This window comes from Streptomyces pallidus (ex Mingjun et al. 2026), assembly GCF_051550185.1.
Classification (GTDB): Bacteria; Actinomycetota; Actinomycetes; order Streptomycetales; family Streptomycetaceae; genus Streptomyces.
In genome coordinates this window covers 2,076,020-2,090,289 of record NZ_CP196181.1, presented here as the reverse complement: position 1 = coordinate 2,090,289, position 14,270 = coordinate 2,076,020, and the positions used below count along the sequence as shown (strand labels likewise).

The window sequence follows — 14,270 nt, the reverse complement described above, 5'->3', positions numbered from 1 at the left end:
AAGTGCCGTCGAACGACACGGACCCCTTCGCCGGATTCGACGGGCGGCGTGACGAGGGCCGCCCGGCCGTCGTCACCGTCGCCGACGCTGCGGACCCGGCGGCCTGGGCCGCCGAGCACCGCGAGGCGCTGTACCGGATCGTCGCCTCACAGGGCGCCGTACTGGTACGGGGCCTGGGGCTGAACGACGCCGCCGCAGCGGCCGCCGTCCTCAAGACCCTCGGGGGCGACCTGATGCCCGAGCGCGAGGCGTTCGCGCCCCGCTGGACGTACGACGACCGCATCTACTCGTCCTCCAAGTGGCCGCCGAACCAGCCGATGTGCATGCACCACGAGCTGAGCTACGCCCTGGAGTTCCCGGCCACCATGGCCTTCGCCTGCCTGAGCGCGCCCAGCAGCGGCGGAGCCACCGCCCTGGCCGATGCCGGCCGCGTCCTGCAGGGCCTGCCCACCGACCTCGTGGAGCGCTTCGAGCGCGAGGGATGGCTGCTCACCCGCAGCTACACCGAGGACATCGGCGTTCCGTGGACGGAGGCGTTCGGCACCACCGACCGCGCCGAGGTCGAACGCTACTGCGCGGCCAACGACATCACCTTCGAGTGGACCGGCGACGGGCTGCGCACCAGCCAGCGCCGTCCCGCGGTGCTGCGCCACCCCGCCGACGGCGAGCGGCTCTGGTTCAACCAGATCGCCTTCCTCAACGAGTGGACGATGGCGCCCGAGGTCCGTGAGTACCTGGTCGACGTCTACGGCCCGCAGGGCCTGCCGTTCAACACGAGCTTCGGCGACGGCGGCGAGATCACCGAGGACATCGTCACGCTGATCAACAAGGTGTACGACTCCGTCACCGTCGCCGAGCCGTGGCGCCCGGGTGACCTGATGCTCGTCGACAACCTCCGCACGGCGCACAGCCGGCTGCCGTACGACGGGGCCCGCGAGGTGCTCGTCGCGATGGCGAACCCCACCACCCGATCCGTCTAGAGGTTCGAGAAACCAGATGACGAAGCACAGCCCAACTTTCGCAGTGATCTCCGGCCAGCAGGTGCAGCGTGCGCTGAGCGGGCAGGAGAAGCTGGTCACGGAGATCGTCGAGGCGGCGTACCTCGCGCACGGCACGGGGAAGACGGTCAACCCGCCCTCGTACTTCCTCCAGTTCCCCGACCGTCCCACCGCCCGCATCATCGCCCTGCCCGCCTCGCTCGGCGGGGACGACGGGGTGGACGGCATCAAGTGGATCTCCAGCTTCCCGGAGAACGTGAGCTCCGGGCTGCCGCGCGCCTCCGCGGTCCTGATCCTCAACGATCCGCGCACCGGCTACCCGTACGCCTGCCTGGAGAGCTCGATCATCAGCGCGAGCAGGACGGCCGCGTCGGCCGCGCTGGCCGCCGACCGACTCACCCGCGGCCGGACCCGCCCGACCAGGGTGGGCTTCGTCGGCACCGGTCTGATCGCCCGCTACCTGCACACCTACCTGGCGGGCACCGGCTGGACCTTCGACGAGGTCGGCGTGCACGACCTGTCCGGCGCGCACGCGGCCGGCTTCGCCGACTACCTGGACCGCTCGGGCGAGAGCGGCCGGGTCACCGTCCACGACTCCGTGGACGACCTGATCCGCAGCAGCGACCTGGTGGTCTTCGCCACCGTCGCGGGCACGCCGCACGTCACCGACCCGGCCCTGTTCGCCCACCACCCGCTGGTGCTCCACGTCTCCCTGCGGGACCTGGCACCCGAGATCATCCTCGACTCCGTCAACTACGTCGACGACGTCGAGCACTGCCTGAAGGCCAACACCTCGCCGCACCTGGCCGAACAACTCACGGGCAACCGGGACTTCCTCGACGGAACCCTCTACGACGTCATGACGGGCCGTGCCACGGTGCCGACCGACCGCACGGTGGTGTTCTCCCCGTTCGGCCTCGGCGTGCTCGACCTGGCGGTCAGCGCCCACGTGTACGACCAGGTGTCGCGCGGCGGCGACCTGCACGTGGTCGAGGACTTCTTCCACGAGATGAACCGGTACGGCGGCTAGGGGCAACTGCCCCAGAACGGGAGGTAGCTGTGCCGATCATCTCAGAGGCGCAGGAGTACCACGAGGAGGACTTGTTCGTCGACCTCCGCCGCACCTTCGGGCGCAGGCTCTACCTGAAGTGCGAAGGATTCAACTTCGCCGGTTCGATCAAGCTCAAGGCCGCACGGGCGATGGTCGAGGCCGCGGAGTCCAGCGGGGCGCTGCGCCCCGGCTCCATCCTGGTGGAGTCGTCGTCGGGCAACCTCGGCGTCGCACTGAGCATCCTTGCCGCCAGCAAGGGCTACGACTTCGTCTGCGTCACCGACAACCGGTGCAACCTGGCGACGAAGCAGCTCATCGAGGCCATGGGCGGCACGGTCTACACCGTTACCGAACCCGCGACCGAGGGCGGCTTCCTCGGCGCGCGGCTGCGCCTGGTGCGGGAACTGTGCGAGTTGGACGACCGCTACGTCTGGCTCAACCAGTACGCGAACCCGAACAACGCGCTGGCGCACTACAGGTCGACGGCCCCGGCGATCGCCAGGCGGTTCCCCGATCTGAAGGTGGCCTTCGTCGGCGCCGGTACGACCGGCACGCTCATGGGCTGCGCCCGCTACTTCAAGGAGAACCGGCCCGAGGTCACCGTCGTCGCCGTCGACGCCGTCGGCTCGGTGACCTTCGGCGGCCCGTCCCTGCCGCGGATGATCCCCGGCCTGGGCACCGGAGTGCGGCCGCCGCTGCTCGACCGGTCCTACGTGGACGACGTGGTCATGGTCAGCGAGGTGGAGACCGTCCGCGCCTGCCACCGGCTGGCCGGGCGCGGTTTCCTCCTCGGCGGCTCGACCGGGACGGTGATCAGCGGCGCCATGCGCTGGCTCGACGAACACGCTCCGGGCGAGGACCTCACCGCGGTGGCGATCGCCCCCGACATGGGCGAGCGCTACCTGGACTCGGTCTACCACAGGGGCTGGGTCGAGGAGATATACGGCAGTTCCGCGCTCGTCGACGAACTCGAGAAAGCCGAGGAAGTACCGATGATGTCCAGTACGGGTGTAGTGCGATGAGCGATCTGCTGCAGACGGACGTCGCCGAGGAGACGGCCTTCGCGCTCGGCGGTGAGGCCGCCCTGGTGGAAGCCGTCGCGCGGGAGATACTCGACGTCGCCGGCGGCCGGGTGGACTCGCCCGAGTTCGTGGCGGCGGCCCGGGACGCCTGGGAGAACCTGCCCGGCCCGCTGCGGCAGGCGATCCGCCGGTTCCGCCGGCACTCCGGCCCCCGCGGCCGGCTGCTGCTGCGGGGCCTGCCGGTGGGCGACGTCGCGCAGGAGGACACCCCCTCGGTCGCCGACTCGGTCCAGCGGGAGGCCTCCGTGGCCGCCGCGGTCCTCCTGATGGTGGCATGCGGGCTGGGCGACCCCGCCGCGTTCCGGCGGGAGAAGTCCGGCGCCCTGGTGCAGGACGTCGTACCGGTGCCGGGCCGCGAGGAGTTCCAGGGCAACGCCGGCTCCGTGCTGCTCTCGTTCCACACGGAGAACGCGTTCCACGAGTACCGCCCGGACTACGTGATGCTGCTCTGCCTGCGCGCCGACCACGAGGGGGTCGCGGGCACCCGTACCGCCTGCGTCCGCGAGGTCCTGGACCTGCTGAGCCAGTCCTCCCGCGAGGCGCTGGCCCGACCCGAGTTCGTCACCGAGGCGCCGCCCTCCTTCGGTCCCGGCGCGGGGGGCGCTTGCGGCCATCCGGTGCTGGGCGGCGCGTGGGAGGACCCGGACCTGCGGGTGGACTTCTCCGCCACCCGGGCGACCACGACGGACGGCGCCGAGGCCCTCGCCGAGCTGGGGACGCTGTTCGAGCAGGTCTCGGCGACGTCCCAACTGCTCCCGGGCGACCTGGTCGTCGTCGACAACCACGTCACCGTGCACGGCCGCACCGCGTTCACCCCGCGCTACGACGGCAGGGACCGCTGGCTGCAGCGCACCTTCGCCCTGACCAGCCTGCGCCGTTCGCGAGGGTGGCGCCCGGACGACGGCTACGTTCTGGTTGAATGAAAGCCCAGTTGACGGCGACCAGGGGAGCGTGCTGTGCGAGTGGTCATCGCCGAGGACTCGGTGATTCTCCGTGAAGGCATGGTGGAACTGCTGACCGCCCGCGGTTGTGAGGTCGTTGCCACCGCGGGCGATGCGGACGAGCTGCTGGCGGCGGTGGCCGAGCACGTCCCCGACGTCGCCGTCGTCGACATCCGGATGCCCCCGACCCACACCGACGAGGGCATCCGTGCCGCCGTCCGGCTGCGGGCGGACCACCCGGGCGTGGGCATCCTCGTCTTCTCCCAGCACGCCGAGCCGTCCTGGGCGGCCCGCCTGCTGGCCGGCGAGGCGTCCGGCATCGGCTACCTGCTCAAGGAGCGGGTCTCCGCCACCGCCGACTTCATCGAAGCGCTGCGCCGGGTCGCGGCCGGCGGCGTCGCCCTCGACCCGGAGATCGTCAGCCGCATGCTGAACAGCGGCACGCGCCGACTCGACCGGCTGACCGAACGGGAGCGGGAGGTCCTGGACCTCATGGCGCAGGGCCACTCGAACCGTTCCATCGCCGGACTGCTCGTCATCTCCGAGCGTGCGGTGGAGAAGCACGCCGCCTCCGTGTTCGGGAAGTTCGACCTGCAGCCGACCGACGCCGACAACCGCCGCGTCAAGGCCGTCGTCGCCTACCTGCAAGAGGTCAGGACGTAAGGGGGGCGGATATCCGAACCCCGAAGACGGGAGGTAGCACGGTGTTCCGCACAGGCCGTGCGACCAAGAATGGAAACATGTCACTGAGCACCGGGAGTCCTGTCCGGCCCACCGTGGGTTCGGAATCGGGGCTGGAAGTCCGCACCGAGAACCTGCACCGCACGTACGGCCGCGGCCGCGACGCGGTCAAGGCGCTGCGCGGCGTGGACGTCAGCTTCGCGGCCGGCACCTTCACCGCGGTGATGGGACCTTCCGGGTCGGGCAAGTCGACCCTGCTGCACTGCATGGCCGGGATGGACCGGCAGACGGCCGGCACCGTCCACTGGGGCGCGACGGAGATCACCGCTCTGCCCGAGCGGCGTCTCGCGCAGCTCAGGCGCGTCGAGGCCGGGTTCATCTTCCAGTCGTACAACCTGATGCCGTCCATGACGGTGGAACAGAACGTCGCCCTTCCGGCCCGGCTCGCGGGCACCCGGGTGGACTGGGACGCGGTGACCGAGTCCCTCGCGCAGGTGGGCCTGGCGGACCGCAGGAAGGAACGGCCCGGCCGCCTCTCCGGCGGTCAGCAGCAGAGGGTGGCCGTGGCCCGTGCGCTGTTCAGCCGGCCCCGGATCCTCTTCGCCGACGAACCCACCGGCGCGCTCGACCGCTCCACCAGCCGGGAAGTGCTGTGGCTGCTGCGCGAGCGGGTGGACACCGAGGGCCGTACCTGCGTGATGGTGACGCACGATCCGGTCGCGGCGAGCTTCGCGGACCGGGTCGTCGTCCTCGCCGACGGCGTGCTCGTCGACGACCTCGTACGCCCGTCGGCCGCGGTGATCGCCGAGAAGCTGAGCGGGCTGGCATGCTGAGGCTCGCTCTGGGGGCCCTGCGGGCCCGGCCCGCCACCTTTGCGGGGCTCGCCGCGGCGCTCCTGCTGGCCGTCGCCGTGATCACGCTGTTCGGCTCCCTCATCGCCACGGCGATCGCGGGCGGCGGAGGCTCGCGGCTCGGGATGATCGGCGGGGCGTTCGGCGAGATCGCGATGGTCATGGCCCTGTTCGTGGTCGCGAACACCCTCGGCTTCTCCGTGCGCCAGCAGGCCCGCGACATGGCGCTGCTGCGCACGACCGGCGCGACGCCGGTCCAGGTCAAGCGGCTCATCAGGTGCCAGCTCCTGCTGGTGGCCCTGCTCGTGTCACCGCCGGCGTGGGTGCTCGGCTCCTGGGGTGCCAGGGAGTTCCTGGCCGAGCTCGTCGCGCGCGGCCTGTCCCCGGCCGCCGCCGAGGTCCCCTCCTCGCCGCTGCCCATGCTGATCGGCACCGCGGCGACCCTGCTGGTCGGCCTCGGCGCGACGAAGCTCGCCGCGCGCCGCACGGTCCGCGGCAGGCCCTCCGCGGCGATGGAGCAGACGGCTGCCGAACAGGGCCGGCTCGGCTGGGTGCGGGGCATCGCGGGTCTGCTCGTCCTCACGGGCGCCGGCTTCTGGTGCGGCTTCACGGCACGGCAGCCGATGGACAAGGCCGCTCAGGCCGCCCTCCTCGGCTCGCTGTTCCTCATGATCGCGGTCGGCCTGCTCGGACCCCTGCTCGCGCGGCTCGCGATGGTGCTGCTCGGCCTGCCGTTCCGGCTGGCCGGCGTCCGGCACCTCGGTGACGCCGGTGGCTGGCTCGCCGCCGACAACCTCCGGGGGCACGCCCACCGGCTGGCTTCCGCGGTCGTGCCGATCGCGCTGCTGGTCGGGCTCTCCACGACGTTCGCCGCGGTCACCGGCACGTTCCGGGAGGTCGCCCCGCCCGGCGCGTACGCCGAGAGCGACGTCTGGCTGCGCGGAGTGGAACTCGCCATGCTGGCCGGCTTCGGCGCGGTGGCCACCGTCAACACGCTCGTGTCGCTGACCGCGTCGAGGCGGCGCGAGTACGCGCTGCTCACCCTGATCGGTGCGACCCGGCGCCAGCTGCTGCGGATGCTGGGCGTGGAGGCGGTGCTGACCGCCGCGGCGGGAGTACTGCTCGGACTGCTGGTCGCGGCGCCCACGACCATCGCGTTCGCGGTGGCCGCCACGGACGGTGTGCTCCCCTCGGTCCCGCTGGAGACGCACGGCCCCCTGGTGCTGGGCGTGGTGGCGCTGACCGTCACGACGATCCTGTGCACCGGCGCGAAGGCCACGTCGGCACCAGCCGTGGAGGCCGCGGCATGACGGCGACCACGGCCGTGGAAACGGCCCGCACACACGGACGGAGGATACGGCCGGCGGCGATCGGCTACGCCTGCGCCGGACTGCCGCTCTCGCTGGTCGGCATCGTCTACGTCCTGGCCGTCCTCTACGTCGGCGGTCTGCTGTCCCTGACCCTGCTCGGACTGCCGTTGCTCGCCGCCGGCCTGAGGGGCGCCCGGTTCCTCGGCCGGGCCCACGCCCGGATGGTCCGGGCGCTGCTCGGCGAGCCGGTCGAAGCGCCCGCGCCGCCGCAGCCCGTCCCCGGCGTGATGCGCTGGATCCGCAGCGGCCTGTCCGACGCGACGGCCTGGCGCTGCATGCTGTACCTGATGCTCCGGCTCCCGGTCGACGTCCTCGGCTTCGCCGCGACGGTCGGCGTCCCGGTGCTCGGTGTGTGGTCCGTCGTGTGGGCGCTGATCAGCCGGCCGGGACTGCTGCCGGGCGGCGCCGCAGTGCTCGGCGGTCTGCTCGTCCTGGCGGTCGTCCCGGCGGCGGTCCGCGGGCTGCTGAACGTGCACCGGCTGCTCGCCCGGACCCTGCTCGGCCCCAGCGCCGCCCAGCAGCGGGTCCGGACCCTCGAATGGGCGCGCAGCACGGCCCTCACCGAGGGCGCCCGCACCCTGCGACAGGTCGAGCGGGACCTGCACGACGGGACGCAGGCACAGCTCGTCGCGATCGCCATCACGCTGTCGCTGACCGCGGACGCCCTGGACGACGAGGACCGCTCCGCCGACCGGACGCGCACGCTGGTCGCACGGGCCCGTACCCAGACCGACGCGGCCATCGCGGAACTGCGACGCCTCATCGACGGCATCAGCCCCGCCGCGCTCGACCTGGGACTCGTCGACGCCCTGCCGCAGTTGACGGCACAGGCCGGCGTGCCGGTCACCCTGAGGACGAACGTGCCCGAGCGGCCCGACCCGGTGATCGAGAGAGTGGCGTACTTCTGCGTCGCCGAGCTGCTGACGAACATCGCCAAGCACAGCGGGGCGAACCGGGCCTCGCTCGACGCGGACCTCGTCGGGGACCTGCTGCGGATCCGGGTCCGCGACGACGGCAAGGGCGGTGCCCGGATCGGAGCGGGCAGCGGCCTGCTGGGTCTGCGCGAACGGCTGGCCGCGGTCGACGGCACCCTCGCACTCGACAGCCCCCCGTCGGGCCCGACCACCGCTGTGATCGAACTGCCCGTCCGGATCTGACGGACCACGGCCCGACGCGGCCGGACCACCCACGCCCACGGACATGGCCGCGCTGGCGCTGCCCGGCCTGCCCCGACAGGCCCCGGGCGGCCCTCGACGCCCCCCACCATCGGAAGGAAAGCTCTCCATGCGCGCTGCGCGGACCAGACACGCGTTATTGACCGTGGCCCTTGCCGGATGCATCGTCGCGTCCGTCGCGGCCGCCGCTGCGTCGGCCGTGCCCGGCCTGCCGGCCGCTCCCCGGCCCGCCCCGGTGACCGCGGAGAACCTGCCCGACCGCTACGCGGTGAACCACCGGTACCTCACCGAAGCCGCGGACGCGGCGCGGCGGATGGGCGACGAGAGCCGCGCAGAGGCGCTGGACCACCTCGCCGACGGCGACCGGACCTTCCTGGAGGTCAGCGCCGAAGGCGACGGCCAGGCCGTGGAGGTGATCGGAGACCTGGTGCACGCGCAGCGGATCGCCCTCCTGGTGCCGGGCTCGGACACCACCGTCGACACCTTCGACCACCTCGGTTCCCCCCACAGCTCGATGGGCGGCGGAGCCCGTGCGCTGTACGGCGAGATGCGCGCCCTCGCCCCGGACTCACGGGTCGCCGTCATCGCCTGGTACGGCTACCGGGCTCCCCGGACGAAGAGCCGCGACACCGTGACCCGTACCCGGGCGGTGGAGGGCGGCAGCCTGCTCCGTGAGCAGCTCCGTCAGCTGCGGGGGCTCAACCCCGCGGCCCCCACCGCCCTGTTGTGCCACTCGTACGGCAGTGTGGTGTGCGCGGAAGCGCTGCGCGGGACCGACCAGCAGGCCCAGTCGGGCCTGACCGGGGTCGTCGTCTTCGGCAGCCCCGGCACGGGCGCCCGATCCGCCTCCGAGCTCGGCATACGCGTCCCGCTATGGGCCGGCCGGGGCAGCCGGGACTGGATCGCGAACGTACCGCACACGCAACTCCCGCTCCCCAGCGGGAACGTGGGCTTCGGCGCCGACCCGACCTCCGCGGACTTCGGTGCGCGGACCCTCCCCACCGGCGACAGCCGGCACGGCGACTACCTGCAACCCGGCAGTCTCGCCCTGCGGAACATCGCCCTGATCAGCCTCGGGCGGGATGCGGCGGTGGCCCGTGGCTGACCTCCGCGTCCGACCCGAAACCAGGCCCGCACCCGCCGCCCCCGCACCACGCCCCTCCCGGGAACGGCCCGCCCGGCCGACCGCGGTGGACCGGCTGCACCGGGCGGTGCTGCGGATCCACGCGGCCACCCCGTCCTCCAGGGACCGCGCGGTCGACACCCTGCGCGCCCTGTCCATCCTCGGGGTGGTGCTCGGCCACTGGCTGGTGACCGCCGTGGCGCTGCGGGCGGGCGGCCACCTCGGGGGCGACAGCCCGCTGCGCCACATGCCGGGCCTCACCCCGGTGACCTGGCTGCTCCAGCCGCTCGCGGTGTTCTTCTTCGTCGGCGGCCGCGTCGGATCCCAGAGCTATGCCTCCGCGATGGCGCGTCACATCGGCTACCGCGCCTGGCTGGCCCAGCGCCTGCGGCAGTTGTTCCGCCCGGCGACGGCCCTGCTGGCCGTGTGGGCGCTGGTCCTGCTGGGACTGGCCGCCGCGGGTGTCGCGTACGAGACGATCCGCACCCTCGTCCAGCTCGCCCTGTCCCCGCTGTGGTTCCTCTGCGTGTACGTGGTGATCACAGCGGCCACTCCGCTGATCCGGCGGTGCGCGGGCCGGCTGGCGGTGTCGGCCTTCCTGGTGGTCGCCGCTCTGGACCTGGTCCGCGCACTGGCGGATGACGCGGGATGGGTCGCCGCGATCCGGTCGCTGAACGTGCCGGCGGGCTGGCTGGTGCCGTACGCGCTGGGCGTGCTCTGGGCGGCGGGCGGTCTCACCCGTCGCAGGTACGCCGTCGCCATGCTGGTCGGCGGCGTGGCCGCGGTGGCGGTGCTGGTGTTGTGGTGCGACTACCCGGCGAGCATGGTCGGCGTTCCCGGGGCCGCGCTGTCCAATCTCAGCCCGCCGAGTCTGGCAGCAGTCTGTTTCGGGGTGGCCCAGTGCGGCCTGGGGCTGCTGCTGTGCGGTCCGATCCGGCGGGTCACCGGGCAGACGGCGGAGCCGATTCCCGTTCTGCCGCCCGGCCGGGTGGGGGAGCCGGCCCGAGCCACCGCCGGACTCTTCCTCTGGGCGGCCGTGGCGCTGCTGAACCTCTCGGCCATGACGGTCTTCCTCTGGCACCAGACGGCCCTGCTCGTCACCACCGTGGTGTCGGTCGGCTCCGGACAGCACTTCCCCGGCCTCCACACCGTGCCGGACAGCCCGCACTGGGTGCTGTGCCGCCTCGCCTGGCTACCCGTGTTCGCGGGCGTACTCGCCGTCTGCTGGCTGGCGTTCCGCGATCTGGAGAGGACCTCCCGACGGCCCCGCCGATAGGAGGAATATCCGGACGATTTCGGAACGATATCGGGCCGGTGTACGGTGTTCGCCATTTGACCTTCCCGTGGACCTGACAAAAAAAGGGAGAAGCTTCGTGACCGTTTCAAAGGGTGTCGAGAATTCGATGTCGCACGGTGCCGGGAATTCCGCACCCAAGGGCGCCGACAACGCACTTCGGAATCTCACCGTGGAAGTCGTGGGAGCGCTGTACGCGAAGTACCAGGACGATCTGCGCGCCGTCAGGGACCAGCAGCGCACCTTCCTGGAGCAGCGCGGCAAGTCGATGAAAGCGCAGCTCGACGACTACGAAGCCGAGATCACCTATCTGCTGCTGCGCGAACACCGCCCCGAGACCGTGGTCGAAATAGGAACGTTCTACGGCTGGTCCACGATGTGGATCCTGAGCGCGCTGCGGGACAACGGCGTGGGCCACCTCTATTCGTACGACATCGTCGACCACGTGGTGAGCAACGTGCCGGCAGAGCTTTCTGCGGACCGCTGGACGTTCACCAAGGGAGACGTCCGCGAGCAGCTCGGAGAGAACATCACCCTGACCGATTACCTGTTCATCGACGCCGACCACGGTGCCCGGTTCGCCCACTGGTACATCGACAACGTGTTTCCGAAGGTCCCCTCCGGGACTCCGACCAGCGTGCACGACGTCTTCCACGGACGCCGGCCGAAGCCGCTGAGCGAGGGATCGGTCCTCATGAAGTGGCTCAACGAGCGGCGCATCCCGTACTTCACCCCGTCGGCCGCCCACGCTCCGGAGGTCATCGAGCAGCTCCGCCAGGTGAAGGGCGACCTGGGGCTCGACGTGCCGGTTCGCAACAGCCGACACAACCCGATGGTCTTCTTCACCCTCGCCTGACGCCGCCGCCTTGCGGCGCCCCCACCCGCTCGTCGGTCCACGGCCACCCTTGACGAGGGCCGCCGCGCCCCGGCCGCGCGGCTCCGTCAACCCGGCCGGGCCGGCGGCCGGGCCGGCTGCTTTCGGGGGTTCCGCTCAGCGGCACGGATCACCGGCCGAAGACCGCGAGGGGGGTGCCGATCTCGGGCGGCACGCCGAGCACGTACTTGCGCAGGTCGCGGCGGATCTCCGCGGAGGTCCACAGCGGTTCGAACCAGGCGTTCATCACCTCGTGCGGGACCGGCCGCTTGCTCATCCAGCCCCAGGTCACGGGCAGTCGGCGTATCGGCTTCCACTTCAGCAGCCTGAAGGCGAAGTTGATGCCGCCCGGCAGCCTCGCCGAGGTGAAGAGGTTCCTTCCGGGTGCGCCCGGCGGGAAATTGTCGAAGGCCTCGCACGAGGTGATGACGAGGCGCCCGATCCGCTCGTCCCTGCCTTCGGAGACCAGGGCCTGCGCGCCGCCCCAGTCGTTCATCACCAGCGTGACGTCCCGCAGGTCGAGCCGGTCGAGGAACTCCGCGACGAGCCGGGCCACCCCCACGATCGACAGGTCCGCGTCCGGTTCCATCGGCCGACGGTGCCCACCCAGCGGCAACGTCGGCACCACGCAGCGGAACCGTGGGCGCAGCGACGCCACCACGTTCCGCCACAGGGAGCCGTCCATCGCGACACCGTGCAGCAGGACCACGACCGGGCCCTCGCCGCCGGTGTCCTGGTACTCCACGGTGCCAGCCGAAAGGTCCACCTCAGCCATTCACATCTCCTGGGAGCCGTACGGGTTCGGGCCGTCGCGAAGGGTCGTCCGCCCGGACGCGGCGCTCCAAGCGCGGTCGGGGCGGCACGGCAGCCGCCGGGCGGATGAGCCGGGGCAAGCGAAGCACCTCGGACTCGTTTTCCGCCAGCAACAACCAGGCCGGGAAGGATCACTGTGCGCACGGGCGGCGCCGGGGCGGGCGGGTGTGCGGCGTTGACAAGATCTTGAGGCGGTCGTTCTAATGGGCGGCGTGGCGCGTGGCGCCGGCCAAAGAGAACTGGGCCGGCCGGCGATCGGGCGACCACCTGTCACGCCGGGAGCCTTCCCATGCGTTCTCTCTTCACAGGCACCGCCTGATCCGGGCGCTTCCGCGCGCCCTCCCCGGCTTCCTCCGGGCTGTTCCCCGCCGTCCCGTCGTACGGGCCGGGCCGGGCCGCGCGCGCAAGCGTCCTTCCTTCCCCTTCCGCACCGCCGTGCGCACGCCTGCATGCCCGCCCGCCATCAAGGGAGACCCAGCCCGTATGTCCTCGCACTTCAACCAGTCCGTCATCGACGAGTTCCGCGCCAACGGAGGGAAAGTCGGCGGCTACTTCGAGGGCGGCAACCTGTTGCTGCTCACCACCACCGGCGCCCGGTCGGGCCGGCAGCGGACCGTTCCGCTCGGCTACGTGCCCCACGAGGGCCGGCTGCTGGTCATCGGCTCGAACATGGGCGGCCCCCGGCACCCGGACTGGTACCACAACCTCATGGCACACCCCCTGGTCCGGGTGGAGGTCGGCGCCGAGAGCTTCGAGGCGGTCGCCGTGCCGGCCGAGGGCGAGCGCCGGGACCGTCTGTTCGCGCACGTGGTGGGCGTGGAGCCCGGCTACGGCACGTACCAGGAGAACACCCCGCGGATCCTGCCCGTGGTGGTGCTGGAGCGCAACGACCCCGCACCCGGCGAGGGTCCGGCCGAGGTGCGCAGCCTCGCGGACAAGCTCGTCGAGGTGCACGTGTGGCTGCGCGGGCAGCTGCGGCACGTCGCCGCCGAGGTGGAGGCGTACTTCGAGGCCCTGCCCGCCCGCGCGAACGGGGGCGGGGCCGCCCCGCCGGCTCCCGGTCTGGGACTGCAGATCCGCCAGCACTGCCTGGCGTTCTGCCAGGCGCTGGAGTTCCACCACGTCGGGGAGGAGTCCCATCTGTTCCCGGCGGTGGAGGCCGCGAACCCGCACCTGGAGGACGTCTTCGCGCGGCTGCGCGCCGAACACGTCGCGGTAGCGCGGCTGCAGCAGCAGATCGGCGGGCTGCTCGCCGACATCTCTGGCGCGGACCCGGAGCGCTTCCGCCGGGAACTGGCCCGGATGGCGCAGGAACTGAACGCCCACCTCGACCACGAGGAGGAGGCGCTGCTGCCGCTGCTCGCCGGGATCCCGTTCCCGCCCGGTCCGCCGGCCGCCTGACCCGCCCGACCGCCTGACAGCCTGCCCCGCAGCCGACCCGGCCGTGGGTCGGTCAGCCGTTGCTGTTGAGGAAGCCGATCACGACGGCTCCCCACCAGCACACCTGGGAGACGAGCGCGGTCACCCCGCCCCACACCAGCGCGCGGCGGCGGACCGAGCCGCCCGCGGCCTCCAGGCGTCGGCCGAGCAGTCCGGCCTGGAGGCCGTTGAGGGTGAGGACGAGGACGAGGCCCAGCTTGGCCAGGGTCAGCGGGGAGCCGAGGTCGGGCCGGAGCATCATGCCGCTCAGGACGAGCCCGGCCAGGCCGGCCCAGATCGGGACGTGCAGCCGAGCCGTGGCGCCGATGGCCTCCGCGAAGGAGCAGCGCCGGGTCGCCCAGAGCAGGCCGTGGTAGTCCGCGGACAGCGTGGAGGGGGCTGCGTTCCCACGCCACGCTCCCGGGCCGCGGGGGGTACGGATCGCTCCCCGCCCCGGGAGGCAAGGCCCGCACCGCCCTGGAACGGCTGCCCGGGCGACCACCCGGGGAAGCGGGACCGGCCACCGGCCCGGCACGGGCGCGGGACCGGGCCGGGCACCGTCGGGAGTGTGTCATCCGGCGGGTTCCCGGCGCGGCGT

Annotated in this window: 13 protein-coding genes and 1 pseudogene; 12 read left to right on the top strand and 2 right to left on the bottom strand. The window is 72.3% G+C overall.

Annotation, left to right across the window (positions count from 1 at the left end):
- Window positions 1-2 precede the first annotated feature (2 nt).
- From ACSHWO_RS09020 to ACSHWO_RS08970, 11 genes are all read left to right on the top strand, one after another.
- Complete coding sequence (locus tag ACSHWO_RS09020; protein ID WP_438311027.1) at window positions 3-980, top strand: TauD/TfdA family dioxygenase; 978 nt, start codon at window positions 3-5, stop codon at window positions 978-980.
- Between the two features lie 16 nt (window positions 981-996).
- A complete protein-coding gene (gene sbnB / locus ACSHWO_RS09015) occupies window positions 997-2,028 on the top strand; it encodes a 2,3-diaminopropionate biosynthesis protein SbnB (RefSeq protein WP_438311024.1) in 1,032 nt (343 codons plus the stop codon).
- A 29-nt stretch (window positions 2,029-2,057) separates the two neighbouring features.
- Window positions 2,058-3,071, top strand: a complete 1,014-nt coding sequence (gene sbnA, locus ACSHWO_RS09010; protein WP_361089360.1) for a 2,3-diaminopropionate biosynthesis protein SbnA — start codon at window positions 2,058-2,060, stop codon at window positions 3,069-3,071.
- Window positions 3,068-4,054 carry a clavaminate synthase family protein gene (locus tag ACSHWO_RS09005; RefSeq protein WP_361089362.1) on the top strand — a complete coding sequence of 329 codons (987 nt, stop codon included), beginning with the start codon at window positions 3,068-3,070 and terminating at the stop codon, window positions 4,052-4,054. The genes sbnA and ACSHWO_RS09005 overlap by 4 nt, the downstream gene beginning before the upstream one ends.
- 39 nt (window positions 4,055-4,093) lie before the next feature.
- A complete protein-coding gene (locus tag ACSHWO_RS09000; RefSeq protein ID WP_361089776.1) occupies window positions 4,094-4,735 on the top strand; it encodes a response regulator transcription factor in 642 nt (213 codons plus the stop codon).
- 77 nt (window positions 4,736-4,812) lie between these two features.
- Complete coding sequence (locus ACSHWO_RS08995) at window positions 4,813-5,586, top strand: ABC transporter ATP-binding protein (protein ID WP_361089364.1); 774 nt, start codon at window positions 4,813-4,815, stop codon at window positions 5,584-5,586.
- Window positions 5,580-6,914 (top strand): FtsX-like permease family protein, encoded by a 1,335-nt coding sequence (locus ACSHWO_RS08990; RefSeq protein WP_438311021.1) that lies wholly within the window; start codon window positions 5,580-5,582, stop codon window positions 6,912-6,914. The genes ACSHWO_RS08995 and ACSHWO_RS08990 overlap by 7 nt, the downstream gene beginning before the upstream one ends.
- Window positions 6,911-8,131, top strand: coding sequence for a sensor histidine kinase (locus ACSHWO_RS08985; RefSeq protein WP_438311018.1), 1,221 nt, complete (start codon window positions 6,911-6,913; stop codon window positions 8,129-8,131). Before ACSHWO_RS08990 ends, ACSHWO_RS08985 begins: the two co-directional genes overlap by 4 nt.
- Window positions 8,132-8,258: 127 nt before the next feature.
- Window positions 8,259-9,254, top strand: coding sequence for an alpha/beta hydrolase (locus ACSHWO_RS08980; RefSeq protein WP_438311016.1), 996 nt, complete (start codon window positions 8,259-8,261; stop codon window positions 9,252-9,254).
- Window positions 9,247-10,548: an acyltransferase family protein gene (locus ACSHWO_RS08975; RefSeq protein WP_438311013.1), complete on the top strand. Its 1,302-nt coding sequence runs from the start codon at window positions 9,247-9,249 to the stop codon at window positions 10,546-10,548. The genes ACSHWO_RS08980 and ACSHWO_RS08975 overlap by 8 nt, the downstream gene beginning before the upstream one ends.
- A 97-nt stretch (window positions 10,549-10,645) precedes the next feature.
- Entirely contained in the window at window positions 10,646-11,422 is a 777-nt protein-coding gene (locus tag ACSHWO_RS08970) for a class I SAM-dependent methyltransferase (protein ID WP_361089374.1), read from the top strand.
- 184 nt (window positions 11,423-11,606) lie between these two features.
- On the opposite strand, the pseudogene ACSHWO_RS08965 reads toward ACSHWO_RS08970, so the two are convergent.
- A pseudogene (locus ACSHWO_RS08965) lies at window positions 11,607-12,215 on the bottom strand (alpha/beta fold hydrolase); the annotation flags it as partial.
- Window positions 12,216-12,736: 521 nt separating this feature from the next.
- On the opposite strand from ACSHWO_RS08965, the gene ACSHWO_RS08960 reads away from it, so the two are divergent.
- On the top strand, window positions 12,737-13,654 hold the full coding sequence (locus ACSHWO_RS08960; RefSeq protein WP_438311010.1) for a nitroreductase/quinone reductase family protein: 918 nt from the start codon (window positions 12,737-12,739) through the stop codon (window positions 13,652-13,654).
- 52 nt (window positions 13,655-13,706) lie between these two features.
- Here the strand turns inward: ACSHWO_RS08960 and ACSHWO_RS08955 are convergent, their stop codons facing one another.
- Window positions 13,707-13,934: a hypothetical protein gene (locus ACSHWO_RS08955; RefSeq protein WP_438311008.1), complete on the bottom strand. Its 228-nt coding sequence runs from the start codon at window positions 13,932-13,934 to the stop codon at window positions 13,707-13,709.
- Window positions 13,935-14,270: the final 336 nt, after the last annotated feature.